Origin of the sequence: Streptomyces sp. NPDC088812 (assembly GCF_044750285.1) — a bacterium.
In the GTDB taxonomy this organism is placed as follows: Bacteria; Actinomycetota; Actinomycetes; order Streptomycetales; family Streptomycetaceae; genus Streptomyces.
On record NZ_JBIVJP010000017.1, the window covers coordinates 60,023 to 72,918 of the forward strand.

Genomic DNA, 12,896 nt, shown 5'->3' on the forward strand with positions numbered 1-12,896 from the left:
CCCTGCCCGACCTGCAACCTACCGCCGGCAGGGCTCGTCGCGACATTCACCCACCCCTTAGTTCACGCTGTGAGCCAAGGGGTCGAACGCCCTCTGCGACACCCGAGAAAACCATTGGCCCCTCTGTGGATCTACGATTACCGTAGGCACCTGCCTAGCATCCCTAGGTTTGCCCGGACCGCACCCCAGGAGGGTTCCCGATGAGGCCACTCACCGAGAAGGACATCCGCGACTCGTTCGTGAACTGCTCGAAAGGCGAGGCCAAACGGCTGGCCGTGCCGCGCGACCTCGACGAGCGCCCCTGGGACGACCTGGACTTCCTCGGCTGGCGAGATCCGGGCGCTCCCGACCGCAGTTATCTCGTCACCGAGCGGAGCGGCGGGCTCGTGGGCGTGACCCTGCGCTCCCCGTCCTCGCAGCGCGGCTTCCTGCACCGCAGCATGTGCTCGTTGTGCCTGACCACGCACCCCGGCGGCGGCGTCTCGCTGATGACGGCGCGCAAGGCGGGCACGGCGGGCCGCGAGGGCAACTCGGTGGGGCTGTACATGTGCACCGACCTGGCCTGTTCGCTGTACGTCCGGGGCAGGAAGAAGCCGGACGCGGGAGGCCGCTTCGAGGAGAGCCTCACCCTTGCGGAGCAGATCGCCCGGACCACCGGCAACCTGTCCGCCTTCCTCGACAAGCTCGACGCCCGACCCACCCGACCCGCCTGACCCACCCGACCCGCCTGACCCGCCAGGCCCGCCAGGCCCGCCAGGCCCGCCCTACGGTCCCCGCCCGGTGCGGCTGGTGCTCCCCGCAGTGGTACGGCAACCTGGCGAGGGTGGCCGGAAAACGCTCACACGGGCGTGCCGCTTCCCGCCGATGAGCCCTCACCGGGCGACGAATGAGACGTTCGAGGCACCTGAGGAACGGGAACTGGCCAAAGAATGGCAGACGTACGAGAACGTGCCGCACCGCTCGTGCGGCTGGTCAAGCGGCACCGGGAACCCGTGGTCGTGCAGGCGCTGCGATCCGCCGCGGCGGCGACGATCGCCTACGTCATCGCGCTGCGTCTGAGTCCCGAGGCCGCTCCGCTCACCGCGCCGCTGACCGCGCTGCTCGTCGTCCAGGTCACCCTGTACGCGACGCTCACCAACAGTGTGCGGCGGGTCAACGCGGTGGTCGCGGGGGTGCTCGTCGCCATCGCGTTCAGCCTGCTGGTGGGCCTGACGTGGTGGAGTCTCGCGCTGGTGATCGTGGCCGCACTGGCCGTCGGTCACCTGGTGCGCGTCGACGAGTACGTGCAGGAGGTGGCGATCAGCGCCATGCTGGTGCTGGGCGTCACCACGGTCGGGGACACGGCCTGGGCGCGCGTGCTGGAGACGGTGATCGGGGCCGTGGTCGGACTCGGCATCAACCTGCTGCTGCCGCCCCCGGTGTGGGTGGAGGAGGCCGGCGAGTCCATCGAGGGGCTGGCCCGCCGGGTGCGGCAGATGATGCTGCGGATCGGCGACCAGGCCTCCGGGCACACGCCGTTCGTGGAGGCGGCCGCCCGGCTGCACGAGGCGCGCCGCCTGGACCACGACATCGTCCAGGTGGACGCGGCCCTGCGGCAGGCCGAGGACAGTCTGCGGCTCAATCCCCGGGTGCGCGAGGGCGTGCTGCACCGGGTGGTGCTGCGCACCGGTCTCGACACGCTGGAGATCTGCACCGTGGTGCTGCGGGTGCTCGCCCGCACCCTCACCGACCTCGCCAAGGAACGCGAGCCCAAGCCGCTGTTCCCGGAGGAGACGGGCAACACCCTGGAGCGGCTGCTGTCGGAGATCGCCGACGCCGTGGTCAGCTTCGCGGTCCTGGTCACCACCCACGTCAGCCACGACGCGGACGCCGCCGAGGAGCGGCTCTCCGCCGAGCTGCGGCAGGCCGCCGCCACCCGGGACAAACTGGCCCAGCTGCTGCTGGAGGGGCTCCAGCACGACGCCCGTCAGTGGCAGCTGCACGGCGCGGTGCTCACCGAGGTCAACCGCATGATCGACGAGCTCGACACCGAGCACCGCACCCGCCGTCTCCTGGAGGAACTGGACAGCGCGACCCGCGAGCAGCGCGGCCGCCTGCCGTGGCTGGCCCGGCTGCGCGAGCGGATCCACTCCTACCTGCGCGTTCCCGACCGGCTGCGGCGGAAGCGGTCGAAAGCGACCCAGCGCTCCGGCTGACGACACGGCCTTCGGACGCGGGGCGGCGAGGGGCCGCCCCGGCTGCGAGGCGGTGACAGCCCGCCGCGACCGCGAGACGGTGGGAAGCCGCCCCGGCTACGAGGCGGTGACAGCCCGCCGCGACCGCGAGACGGTGGGAAGCCGCCCCGGCTACGAGGCGGTGACAGCCCGCCGCAACCGCGAGACGGTGGGAAGCCGCCCCGGCTACGAGGCGGTGACAGCCCGCCGCAACCGCGAGACGGTGGGAAGCCGCCCCAGCTGCGAGGCGGTGAGAGCCCGCCGCAACCGCGAGACGGTGGGAAGCCGCCCCAGCTGCGAGGCGGTGACAGCCCGCCGCAACCGCGAGACGGTGGGAAGCCGCCCCGGCTACGGGGCGGTGACAGCCCGCCGCAACCGCGAGACGGTGGGAAGCCGCCCCGGCTACGGGGCGGTGAGAGCCCGCCGCAACCGCGAGACGGTGGGAAGCCGCCCCGGCTACGGGGCGGTGAGAGCCCGCCGCAACCGGGGACCGGGAGAGGCCGCCCTGCCCACGAGGCGGTGAGCGGCATCCCGGGCCGCGGGCCGTGCCCGGGATTTTGCGCTCGGCGCTCCCGGCACGCCAGGGTGGTCGTCACCGGAGGGGACAACCGTGGCCCACGACGACCTCAAGGTGCGGAGCATGGGCAGTGGGACGGGAGCGGCGCGCGGCGGCCTGGGCAGGCGCCGTTTCTTCGCAGCGCTCGGGGCGTTCGGAGCGGCCACCGCGGGCCCGGCCGCCCTGACCGCCCTGACCGCCCTGGCCTCGCTGACCGGCTGCGCGCGCGACGCCTCCGGCGCCCCACGGGGCGAGGGGGAGACTCCGGGCGCCGCACCGCCCGGGTCGTCCCCCTCGCCCCGTGCCCCGGAGTCCGCAGCCACGGACTCCGGGGCCTCGCGGCGGTCTGTCGGCCTCCGCCCGCTGTACCTCGGCACCTACACGTCCGTCGAGGGCGGCGGCCGGGGCGTCGGGGTCGCCGCGTACGACCCCGCGTCGGGCCGGATCACCGGCCGGGGCACGGTCACGGGCGTCCGGGACCCGTCGTACCTCGCGGTGCACCCGGACGGCCGGACGCTGTACGCGGTCCAGGAGCGCGAGCGCGGCGCCGTGACCGCCGTACGCCTGTCGGACCGCACGGTGCTGGGCACCCGGTCGACGGGCGGGGCGCATCCCTGCCATCTGTCCGTGCATCCGGGCGGGCGCTGGCTGCTGAGCGCGGACTACGGCTCGGGCAGCGTCACCGTGCACCCGATCGACACCACGGGGGCGCTCGGCGCGCGCACCGACCGGGTCGTCCACGACCGTCCGGAACCGGGCCCCGGCCAGGACGGACCGCACGCGCACCAGATCCTCACCGCGCCGGACGGCGGTCACGTCCTCGCCGTCGACCTCGGCACCGACACGGTCCACACCTACCGTCTCGACGACGGGTCCGGCACGCTCGGCGAGGTCGCGCAGGCGCACACCCGGCCGGGCGCCGGCCCGCGCCACCTCGCCTTCCACCCCGGGGGCCGGTACGCCTACCTGGCCAACGAGACGGACGACACGGTCGCGGTCTGCGCCTACGAGCCGTCCACCGGCCGGCTGACGATCGGCGGGCCGCAGTCCACCGGGTCGACCACGGGCACCAACTACCCGGCGCAGTTCGCCGTGACGCCGGACGGCGCGTACGCCTACCTCGCCAACCGGGGCGACGACACGCTGGCGCGGTACGCCGTGGAGGCGGCCGGGGCCCGGCTGCGGCTGCTCGGCACGGTGCCGGTGGGCGGGGACTTCCCCCGGCAGATCGCCCTCTCGCCGGACGGGAGCCTGCTGTTCGCCGCGAACCAGCGCTCCGGCACGGTCAGCGTCTTCCGGGTGGACGCCGCCACCGGGGAGCTCCGGCGCGCGGGCGAGCCGTTCGCCTCACCCGTCGCCGTCTGTGCGCTGCCGCTGTAGGGCGCGCGTGCAGGAGGCCGAGCTCGCCTGGGAGAGCAGCACGTGCATGCGCTCGGTGAGCTGGCCGACGTCGTCGGCGGGGGCGTGGAAGGGCAGGCGTACGTCGCCGTGGGCGCGGGCCCGTTCGATGCGCAGCGTGAGGCCGTGCCGGTCGACGGCGAGCGGCTGGACGCGGACGGCACCGTGCAGGCTGTCGTGCCGGACGAGCCGGGTGAGCCGCTCCACGGCGTCGGGGTGGGCGTCCGCGAGGTGCGTGAGCAGGTGCGCCTCGGCGGTGGCCAGCGGGTCGGGCGCGGCGGCGGCGAACTCGTCGAGGTCGACGACGACCGCCCCGGAGGGTTGTTTCAGGACGACCCGGGTTGCGTGGAAGGCGAGAGCGCCGTCCTCCGGGGCGAACCAGCCCGCGAGCCAGAGCCGGGCGCGGATGCGGCTGCGGACCGGGACGGGCGCGACGTCCGCGAACTCCAGTACCGCGGACGGCTCGCCGCGCGGGGCGCAGATCGCCGCCGTGACCAGGGCGCTGTCCTCGGGCACGTCCAGGTGGACCCGCCCGTCCTCGCCGACGGTGTGCGCGCCGACGAACTCCTCGCGGCCGCCGTCCGCGGTCACCGCGCACGACCACGAGGCGGCGAGCACCGACCGGGCTCGCTCGGCCGCGGCGGGCGCGGCGAACCAGCTGTGGCTGTCATCCATCCCAGAACCTCCTTAGGTAAGCCTTGCCTAACCTATCGAAGATCCGCGAGAACGCCAACCGTGCGGGCCGCACCCGTCCCCTTCGTCACGTCGTCGGCACACCACGCCGGGCGTCATCCGGCCGGCGACACGACCCCCAGCAGCGCCCGCGCGCACAGCTCCCGCACCTGCTCCCGCGACAGCGCCGCGTCCGTCCCCCGGAGCCACTCCAGGCACACCGCCGTGATGAACGCCAGCCAGCCGCGCACCGCCAGCCGGACGTCGGCCCGCTCCCCGAGCAGTGGGCCGAACTCGGGGTCGGCGGCCAGGGCCGTGAGGATCTGGCGCTCCTGGGCCGCGAGGGCGCGCCGGTACACCCGGCGCACCGCCTGGTCGCCGGCCGCGTCGGCCCGGTGGAAGGCCCGGTAGCCGTGGGCATGGGCGTGGACGTACTCGAGGTAGGCGTCCAGCCCGGCGGTGAGCTGCTCGCGGACGGGGACGCCGGGGACCGCCGCCGTCATGCGCAGCATCCGCTCGCTCTCCCGCTCGACGACCGCGGCGAAGAAGTCCCGCTTGGTCGGGAAGTAGTGGTACAGCAGCCCCCGGGAGACCCCGGCGATCTCGGCGACCTGCTCGATCCACACCTCGTCGTACGGACTGTCCGAGAACAGGCGCGCCCCGACCGAGAGGAGCTGTTCCCGGCGCTCTGCGGTGCTGAGACGGCGCCGTGCGCGCTCCCCCTGGTTCGCGGCCATGCCCGCACCTTACTTGACGCCGGTTCAACAACCGGACGAGACTGGCCGCGCTATTGAACTGACGTACAACACGCTCAACTGCCGCTGGATCAAGGGAGATCGCGTCATGGCGGAGACGACGGCCGGCACCGGGACCGGGGCGACGGCCGGGAGGGAGGGGGGCGGCAGGACGGCCGGGGACGCACTGCCCAGGGGGTTCCGCGGCGCCGAGGCCGGGTGGCCGGAACTGCACCGCATCCCGCACCCGCCGTACCGGGTCCCGCTCCTCGGTGACGTGCTGGGCGCGAACCCGCGGACGCCCCTCCAGGACTCCCTGCGGCACGCCCGGCGACTGGGTCCGGTCTTCCGGCGCCGCGCCCTCGGGCGGGAGGTCGTCTTCGTGTGGGGCGCGCGGCACGCGGCCGACCTGGCGGACGAGACGCGGTTCGCCAAGCACGTGGGACTGGGCGTGGCCAACCTGCGGCCGGTGGTCGGCGACGCCCTGTTCACGGCGTACAACCACGAACCCAACTGGCAGTTGGCGCACGACGTGCTCGCTCCCGGGTTCAGCCGGGAGGCGATGGGCGCCTACCACCCGATGATGCTGGACGTGGCGGAGCGGCTGACCGCGCACTGGGACGGCGCGGCGCTCGCGGGGCGGGCGGTGGACGTGCCCGGCGACATGACCAAGCTGACCCTGGAGACCATCGCCCGCACCGGATTCGGGCACGACTTCGGCTCCTTCGAGCGCTCCCGGCCGCATCCCTTCGTGACCGCCATGGTGGGCACGCTCGGCTACGCGCAGCGGCTGAACACCGTTCCCTCGCCCAGGCTGTTGTGGCGCGCGGCGCGGCGCAACGAGGCCGACCGGGCCTGCCTCGACCGGACCGTGGACGACCTGGTGCGGGCCCGCCGCGCGGGCGGGCGCGGTGAGGGCGACCTGCTCGACCGGATGCTGGAGACCGCCCACCCCGACACCGGGGAACGGCTGTCGGCCGAGAACGTGCGGCGCCAGGTCATCACGTTCCTGGTCGCGGGCCACGAGACCACCTCGGGCGCGCTCTCGTTCGCCCTCCACCACCTCGCCCGGCACCCGGACGTCGCCGCCCGCGCCCGCGCCGAGGTGGACCGGGTGTGGGGGGACGCGGCGGCGCCCGGATACGACCAGGTCGCCCGTCTGCGGTACGTCCGCCGGGTGCTGGACGAGTCGCTGCGGCTGTGGCCGACGGCGCCCGCGTTCGCACGGGAGGCCCGTGAGGACACCGTGCTGGCCGGGGAGCATCCGATGCGCCGCGGGGCGTGGGCACTGGTGCTGACGCCGATGCTGCACCGCGATCCCGAGGTGTGGGGCGACGACGCCGAGCGGTTCGACCCGGACCGCTTCGAGGCGGGGGCGGTCCGCGCCCGTCCCCCGCACACCTACAAGCCGTTCGGTACGGGGGCGCGGGCGTGCATCGGGCGCCAGTTCGCGCTGCACGAGGCCACGCTCGTGCTCGGCCTGCTGCTGCGCCGCTACGATCTGCGCCCCGACCCTGACTACCGGCTGCGGGTGACCGAGCGGCTCACCCTGATGCCGGACGGTCTGCGGCTGCGCCCGGAGCGTCGCACGGCTCCCGCGGCTCCGGCCGGGGCGGAGGAGGGGTCAGGGCCCCGCCGTCCAGTGCGCGGGGCGGGTGAGTGACCGCGGCAGCCGGGTCCCGGCACTCCCCCGGGCCGCGGTGAGCTGCGGCTGGGTCAGGAAGATCGCGCCGGTGAGGTCGGCGTCCGTGAGGTCGGTGCCGCGCAGGTCGGCGCCGATGAGGTCCGCGCCGCGCAGATCGGCGCCGGTGAGGTCGGCGGCGGTCAGCCAGGCCCCCCGCAGGTTCGCCCCGCGCAGGTCGGCGCCCTTCAGGCGGGCGCCCATGAGGTCGGCGTTGCGGCGTTCCTTCTTCCGGCCGGGTAGGCCGGCGCGGGCCAGTTCGCTGGTCCTCAGCAGCAGGGCGTTGACGTGCTGGCGGTGGGCCGGCACGTCCAGGGCGACGAGGTCCCCGGCGGTGCGCCGGGTGAGCCGTTCGGTGTCGTCGAGCGCGCGGCGCAGCCGGGCGTGGAGGGGGCGGGCGGCGGGCAGGGCGAGTGCCTCGGTGAGGTAGTACAGCAGTTCGTGGAGGTGGCGGACCACCGGGAAGACCTCGGCCATGAGGCGGGCCTGCTCCCGGTCGGCGGTGCGCCGGTCCCGGCCGCCGAAGGTGACCTGCGAGACCTTCTGCCCCGCGCCGAAGCAGTCGTAGACCGTGCAGCCGGTGAAGCCCTCCTGGCGCAGCCGGGCGTGGATGCCGCAGCGGTGGTCCTGCCCGAGGTGGGGGCACGGCGTGCCCGCGTCCTTGTCGATGGCGAAGTCCGCCGAGCGGGCGAACGGCAGTGCCACGCAGCACAGCCCGAAGCAGTTCCCGCAGTCTCCGCGCAGGTCGCGGAGGTCCCCCGTTGGTTCTCGCATTCCGCACACCCTACTGAGCCGCGGCCCGCCGGCGCGGCCGCGGGGCGAGCCGCCGTCCGGGCGGTGCCTGCGCTCAGCGGGTGAACAGCTCGAACGCCACGGCAGGCCTGCCGCCGAAGCGCTCCCCCACGGAGTGCGCGGCCTCGGTCAGGAAGCCGCGCGCGTAGGTCTCCGGGTCCTGGTCGGTCAGCGCCTCGAGGTAGGTGCGGTGTGCGAGCAGGGAGGCCACGGCGCGCTCCAGGCCGGCCGTGGCGTCCACGGCGTGGGTGGGGGTGGCCGATCCGGCGACGGCGACCCAGCGGACGCCGGCCCACGGTGCGAGGCCCTCGTCGGCCAGCTCGGGGAAGATCCACCGGTTGCCGGCGTCCGCGGCCGCGTCGAGGGTGGCGCGGCCGACGGCCACGTGGTCGGGGGTGTTCCAGGCGACGCCGTCCCAGGTGTCGCGGTGGTTGAGGGTGATCACCAGTTCGGGGCGGTGTCTGCGGACGGCGGCGGCGATGTCCCGGCGCAGGGCCGGCCCGTACGCGACCACGCCGTCCCGGTGGTCGAGGAACTCCACCGTGGAGACGCCGACGGCGGCCGCGCTCGCCCGCTGCTCCCGCTCCCGCAGCGGTCCGCACTCGGCGGGCGGCAGTGTGTCGATGCCGGCCTCGCCGCGGGTCGCCAGCACATAGGCGACCTCGCGGCCGGCGTCGGTCCAGGCGGCGATCGCCGCCGAGCAGCCGTACTCCAGGTCGTCCGGGTGCGCCACCACGGCGAGGGCGCGGCTCCAGTCCTCGGGCAGGGGCTGGAGCCGAGGGGGTGTCGGCTCGGTCATGTCCGCACACTAACCAGGGCCGGCGGACCGTACACCCGCACGTCCCGGGCGGTGTCAGACCTCGTCGCGGGTGAGGGCCAGCAGCCGGTCGAGGACGCGGGGCCCGCCGGCCCGGACGCCGTCGTGCTCGAACTCGTCGGTGACCCAGGTGCGCAGGCCCCGGATCGCCCGGGCGGTGCGCAGGGAGTGGGCGGTGTCGACGTACAGGTCGTCGTGGTAGACCGCCGCCGCGACCGGGACCTCGTTGGCGGCGAGGCGGGCGGAGTCGTACAGCGGCGTCCAGTCGGTGCGGGCGGCGAGGAGTTCGGCGGTCTCGCGCAGCGGGCGCAGCGCCGGGTCGCAGTCGAACAGCCAGGGGTGGATCGTCTCACCGGTCAGCGGCAGCGGCCCGTCGCCGGCGAGCGCCTTCGCGGCGTCGAACTGGGGGAACTCCGCGCGCACCCGTTCGGCCGACCAGGCGGTGGGGCGGGCGTCCTGGCCGTAGATCGCCTCGTGCACGAGGGCGTAGAGGGGGTGGCCCGCGTAGGAGAGGAGGGCCTGGATCTCCTCCTGGAAGGCGTCCGACAGGGCGGGGCCGTGCGGGGTGGGGACGAAGGCGTCCTCCAGGAGGAAGTGCAGACGGTGGCTGCCCTCGCTGCCGCCGAGGAGGATGCCGAGGCTCTGGAAGGCCTCGACGGTGAGGCGGTAGCCGCCGGGCAGGGTCACCTCGTGCGTCAGGAGGTGGTCGGCGATCCGGCGGACCCGCTCGACGTCCTGGGGGTAGCGGGCGTAGTGCGCGGCGGTCTTGCGCTCCATGCGCGGGTAGGCGGCGCGGTAGACGTCGTCGGCGTGGGCGTCCAGGGAGGGCAGTCCGCCGGTGATGACCGCCGCGGCGAGGCCCTCGGGGGCGAGGGAGAGGTAGCTGACGGTGCAGAAGCCGCCGAAGCTCTGTCCGAGGACCGTCCAGGGGGCGCCGCCGGTGACCTCGCGGCGGACCAGCTCGCAGTCGCGGACGATGGAGTCGGCACGGAAGCGGGTGAGGTAGCCGGCCCGCTCGGCGGGGCCGCCGCGCAGCGGGAGCGTCTGGCGGTTGGCGGGCGTGGAGTGTCCGGTGCCGCGCTGGTCGAGGAGGAGGACGCGGTACTCCTTCAGGGCGCGGCCGAGCCAGGCGGGCCTGCCGACGAACCGGTTGGCGCCGAAGCCGGGGCCGCCCTGGAGGTAGAGCAGCCACGGCAGGTCCTGGCCCGCCTTGTCGCTCGCGACGACCTCCCGGGCGTACAGCTCGATCGTCTCCCCGGCCGGGTCGGCGTGGTCGAGGGGCACGGTGAAGCGGCGGTCGGTGAGGACGACGCCGGGCTGGCGGTAGCTGACGGACAACAGGGGCTCCCGGGACGATCGGTGTACGGGTGTCGTCCCAGTTCAGCACATGCGGGGGCGGCGGCGAAGGCCGGGGATCGGGAACCGCTGCTGAACGGCGGTTCAGCGGGCCGAGAGGCTGGAGCGGCGCACCACCAGCTCCGGCTGGAGCACCACCCGGCGGTGTTCGTGCCGGCCTCCGCCCGGCTCCGTCTCCTCCAGCAGCATCTCGGCGGCGAGCGCGCCCATGGTGACGGCGGGCTGACGGACCGAGGTGAGCGGGACCGCCGCGGCGGCCGCGAACTCGATGTCGTCGTAGCCGACGATCGCGAGGTCGTCGGGGACGGTGACACCGGCCGCGTACATCGCCTGGAGGACGCCGAGGGCGAGCAGGTCGTTGGCGCAGAACACGGCGGTCGGGCGGTCCGCGAGGCCGAGCAGGCGGGCGCCCGCGTCCCGGCCGGCGCCGACGTCGAGCCGCTCGGTGGGCAGTTCGCGCAGGTGCTCCGGGCTGAGGCCCGCCTCGGCGAGCGCGGTGAGGGCGCCGGTGCGGCGGTCGCGGACCTGGTTGAAGCCGGGCGGGCCGCTGACGTAGGCGATCGAGCGGTGGCCCGCGTCGATCAGATGGCGTACGGCGAGGGCGCCGCCGGCCACGTCGTCGACGGAGACCGAGCACTCGGCGGCGCCCTCGGCGACCCGGTCGACCAGCACGAACGGTATGCCGTGCCGGCGCAGGGAGTCGATGTTGCGACCCGTGGCGTCCGCCGGGGTGAGCAGGACGCCCCGCACCCGCTGTTCGGCGAAGAGGGACAGGTACTCGGCCTCCTCGCCGACGCTCTCGCCGCTGTTGCAGACCATCACGCCGAGCCCGGCCTGGCGGGCCGCCCGCTCGGCGCCGCGGGCGACGTCCACGAAGAAGGGGTTGCCCATGTCGAGGACGAGGAGCCCCATGATCCGGCTGCGGCCCGCGCGCAACTGGCGCGCGGACTCGCTGCGGACGTAGCCGAGCCGGTCGATCGCGGACAGGACCCGGGCCCGGGTCTCCGTGGCGACGGTGTCCGGGCGGTTGATGACGTTGGACACCGTACCGACGGAGACTCCGGCGGCACGGGCGACGTCCTTGATACCCACCGACTGGGCCATCAGGCAGGAACCTCCAGGGGAACGAGGAGCGGCGGGCGGGGGGCCTTCACATTACCCGTCATCCCGCCGCGCTCCGGACCGGTCAGGCGGGCAGCCTGAAGTCGACGACGTGGAGCGCCGAGGGGGTCGTCCCGCTCGACTTCTCCTGGTACATCACGGACAGGACGCCGTCCTGCGCGACGCGGGTCTCGTCGACGACGACCTCGCCGAAGGCGTTGAGGCCGCCGCCGTCGAACAGCAGTGTCCAGTCGGTGTGACCGGAGGCCTTCGACGCGCCGGCGATCCGGCCGAACGGGAGGATCGCGTAGGCGTTGTCGTAGGTGTCCAGGACCAGCTTGGTGCGCTGGCTGGAGTTGAGCGGGACCGGGATCTCGGTCTTCTGCCAGGTGCCGGAGGCATTCTTGCGGACGTGGAAGGCGCGGCCGTTGGCCGTGCGGTCGGCGACGTAGTCCGTCGTGCACTGGCCGAAGCGGCCGGGGACGTAGCTGATGATCGCGTGCGGGAGGCCGGCGGAGTCGGTGGACTGGCTCTCCTGGTTCATCAGGGAGTGGTCGGGGTTCAGCGGGTCGACGACGAGGCCGGCGTCGGTGACGGCGACCGTGTCCGTGCTTCCGGTGGTGCCGACGACCGTCCCGGCGTCGTTGCGCCAGGTGCGGCCGCGGTCGTCGGAGTAGACGTAGCCGGTGTCGTGGTTGGTGAGGCCGCCGCTGCTGCACATCACGGCGCCGTTCTGCTCCCGCCAGGTGAAGAAGGCGTGCAGCCGGCCGTTGCGGTCGTAGTCGATGCCGTGCAGGTACATGTTGCGGGCCGTGCTGGAGCCGTGCTCGCTGGTGTAGGTGCCGGTGGACGCGGACCACTCGCCGAGGGCGGTCCACCCCGTGCCGCCGTACTCGGCGAGGGCGTTGCGGCCGTTGCCGGAGACGGCGACACGGTAGCTCAGCTGGAGCCGGCCCTCGGGGGTGGAGACGAACTGCGGGTAGGTGAACTGGGAGGTGAGCGCCGTGCCGTCGAGGGTGGACTGCGGTGCGCCGAAGCGGCTCGCGGTCCAGCTCAGGCCCGTGGGGTCGTCCATCAGACCGGCCACCGACTTGACGTAGGTGAAACCGTCGCTGTGCGAGTCCATGTTCAGGTGGAGACGTCCGTCGATCTCGGAGACGCCCATGGAGATGACGTTGTGGGAGTCGTCGTAGCGGAGCGTGTGACCGACCTGCACGGTGGACCAGGTGGTCGCGCCGAGCGCCCGCCGGCCGACGACGGCGTTGCGGTCGGCCGTGTACCAGACGGCGTACTGGTGGCCCTTGTAGGTGAGCAGGCCGTTCTTCTGGAAGGAGTTGTTGTTGACCAGGCCGTCGTAGGAGACGAAGAAGACGGCCTGGCTGTCGAGCGTGGTGGTGCCGGTCCGGGTGACGGACGGACCGGGGACGGCGGCGCGGGCGGTACCGGAGGCGAGGGCCGGGGCGGCCACGGCACCGGTGAGGGCCGCGCCCAGCAACGTGCGTCGTTTCATCTCGGGCGACTCCGTCGTCGGTGGGGGGAGGGCGGGACGGGGGCGGATGGGGTCAGGGCGTCAAGA

The 12,896-nt window shown here is 74.2% G+C and carries 12 protein-coding genes; 5 read left to right on the forward strand and 7 right to left on the reverse strand.

All coding sequences use genetic code 11. The annotated features are described in order from the left end of the window. Positions 1-200 precede the first annotated feature (200 nt). From ACIP67_RS27505 to ACIP67_RS27520, 4 genes are all read left to right on the forward strand, one after another. Positions 201-713 carry an FBP domain-containing protein gene (locus ACIP67_RS27505; RefSeq protein WP_401695524.1) on the forward strand — a complete coding sequence of 171 codons (513 nt, stop codon included), beginning with the start codon at positions 201-203 and terminating at the stop codon, positions 711-713. A 216-nt stretch (positions 714-929) separates the two neighbouring features. Then, entirely contained in the window at positions 930-2,195 is a 1,266-nt protein-coding gene (locus tag ACIP67_RS27510) for an aromatic acid exporter family protein (RefSeq protein ID WP_401695525.1), read from the forward strand. A 52-nt stretch (positions 2,196-2,247) separates the two neighbouring features. After that, on the forward strand, positions 2,248-2,736 hold the full coding sequence (locus tag ACIP67_RS27515) for a hypothetical protein (RefSeq protein WP_401695526.1): 489 nt from the start codon (positions 2,248-2,250) through the stop codon (positions 2,734-2,736). A gap of 117 nt (positions 2,737-2,853) precedes the next feature. After that, complete coding sequence (locus ACIP67_RS27520) at positions 2,854-4,149, forward strand: lactonase family protein (RefSeq protein ID WP_401695527.1); 1,296 nt, start codon at positions 2,854-2,856, stop codon at positions 4,147-4,149. Here the strand turns inward: ACIP67_RS27520 and ACIP67_RS27525 are convergent. Both ACIP67_RS27525 and ACIP67_RS27530 read right to left on the reverse strand, forming a co-directional pair. After that, a complete protein-coding gene (locus ACIP67_RS27525; protein WP_401695528.1) occupies positions 4,117-4,842 on the reverse strand; it encodes a DUF2470 domain-containing protein in 726 nt (241 codons plus the stop codon). The two genes, ACIP67_RS27520 and ACIP67_RS27525, sit on opposite strands and share 33 nt — an antisense overlap. 113 nt (positions 4,843-4,955) lie before the next feature. Further along, positions 4,956-5,576 carry a TetR/AcrR family transcriptional regulator gene (locus tag ACIP67_RS27530; RefSeq protein ID WP_401695529.1) on the reverse strand — a complete coding sequence of 207 codons (621 nt, stop codon included), beginning with the start codon at positions 5,574-5,576 and terminating at the stop codon, positions 4,956-4,958. 106 nt (positions 5,577-5,682) lie between these two features. Here ACIP67_RS27530 and ACIP67_RS27535 point away from each other — a divergent pair, with 106 nt between their 5' ends. Further along, positions 5,683-7,236 carry a cytochrome P450 gene (locus tag ACIP67_RS27535; RefSeq protein ID WP_401695530.1) on the forward strand — a complete coding sequence of 518 codons (1,554 nt, stop codon included), beginning with the start codon at positions 5,683-5,685 and terminating at the stop codon, positions 7,234-7,236. Here the strand turns inward: ACIP67_RS27535 and ACIP67_RS27540 are convergent. The 5 genes from ACIP67_RS27540 to ACIP67_RS27560 all read right to left on the reverse strand — a co-directional run bounded on the left by ACIP67_RS27540 (position 7,198) and on the right by ACIP67_RS27560 (position 12,830). Further along, the gene (locus ACIP67_RS27540; protein ID WP_401695531.1) at positions 7,198-8,028 is read right to left on the reverse strand and encodes a pentapeptide repeat-containing protein; all 831 of its coding nucleotides are present in this window, start codon (positions 8,026-8,028) and stop codon (positions 7,198-7,200) included. The genes ACIP67_RS27535 and ACIP67_RS27540 overlap by 39 nt on opposite strands. A 73-nt stretch (positions 8,029-8,101) precedes the next feature. Further along, positions 8,102-8,845: a PIG-L deacetylase family protein gene (locus tag ACIP67_RS27545; protein WP_401695532.1), complete on the reverse strand. Its 744-nt coding sequence runs from the start codon at positions 8,843-8,845 to the stop codon at positions 8,102-8,104. A gap of 54 nt (positions 8,846-8,899) precedes the next feature. Further along, entirely contained in the window at positions 8,900-10,201 is a 1,302-nt protein-coding gene (locus ACIP67_RS27550; RefSeq protein ID WP_401695533.1) for an alpha/beta fold hydrolase, read from the reverse strand. A gap of 102 nt (positions 10,202-10,303) precedes the next feature. Further along, a complete protein-coding gene (locus tag ACIP67_RS27555; protein ID WP_401695534.1) occupies positions 10,304-11,323 on the reverse strand; it encodes a LacI family DNA-binding transcriptional regulator in 1,020 nt (339 codons plus the stop codon). 82 nt (positions 11,324-11,405) lie between these two features. Further along, complete coding sequence (locus ACIP67_RS27560; RefSeq protein WP_401695535.1) at positions 11,406-12,830, reverse strand: BNR repeat-containing protein; 1,425 nt, start codon at positions 12,828-12,830, stop codon at positions 11,406-11,408. Between the last annotated feature and the right edge of the window lie 66 nt (positions 12,831-12,896).

What these genes read in the sequence shown, in the direction of transcription:
- ACIP67_RS27505 (WP_401695524.1), top strand. Translation starts at nt 201, where the DNA reads ATGAGGCCACTCACCGAGAAGGACATCCGCGACTCGTTCGTGAACTGC.
- ACIP67_RS27510 (WP_401695525.1), top strand. Translation starts at nt 930, where the DNA reads ATGGCAGACGTACGAGAACGTGCCGCACCGCTCGTGCGGCTGGTCAAG.
- ACIP67_RS27520 (WP_401695527.1), top strand. Translation starts at nt 2,854, where the DNA reads ATGGGCAGTGGGACGGGAGCGGCGCGCGGCGGCCTGGGCAGGCGCCGT.
- ACIP67_RS27525 (WP_401695528.1), bottom strand. Translation starts at nt 4,842, where the DNA reads ATGGATGACAGCCACAGCTGGTTCGCCGCGCCCGCCGCGGCCGAGCGA.
- ACIP67_RS27530 (WP_401695529.1), bottom strand. Translation starts at nt 5,576, where the DNA reads ATGGCCGCGAACCAGGGGGAGCGCGCACGGCGCCGTCTCAGCACCGCA.
- ACIP67_RS27535 (WP_401695530.1), top strand. Translation starts at nt 5,683, where the DNA reads ATGGCGGAGACGACGGCCGGCACCGGGACCGGGGCGACGGCCGGGAGG.
- ACIP67_RS27540 (WP_401695531.1), bottom strand. Translation starts at nt 8,028, where the DNA reads ATGCGAGAACCAACGGGGGACCTCCGCGACCTGCGCGGAGACTGCGGG.
- ACIP67_RS27545 (WP_401695532.1), bottom strand. Translation starts at nt 8,845, where the DNA reads ATGACCGAGCCGACACCCCCTCGGCTCCAGCCCCTGCCCGAGGACTGG.
- ACIP67_RS27555 (WP_401695534.1), bottom strand. Translation starts at nt 11,323, where the DNA reads ATGGCCCAGTCGGTGGGTATCAAGGACGTCGCCCGTGCCGCCGGAGTC.
- ACIP67_RS27560 (WP_401695535.1), bottom strand. Translation starts at nt 12,830, where the DNA reads ATGAAACGACGCACGTTGCTGGGCGCGGCCCTCACCGGTGCCGTGGCC.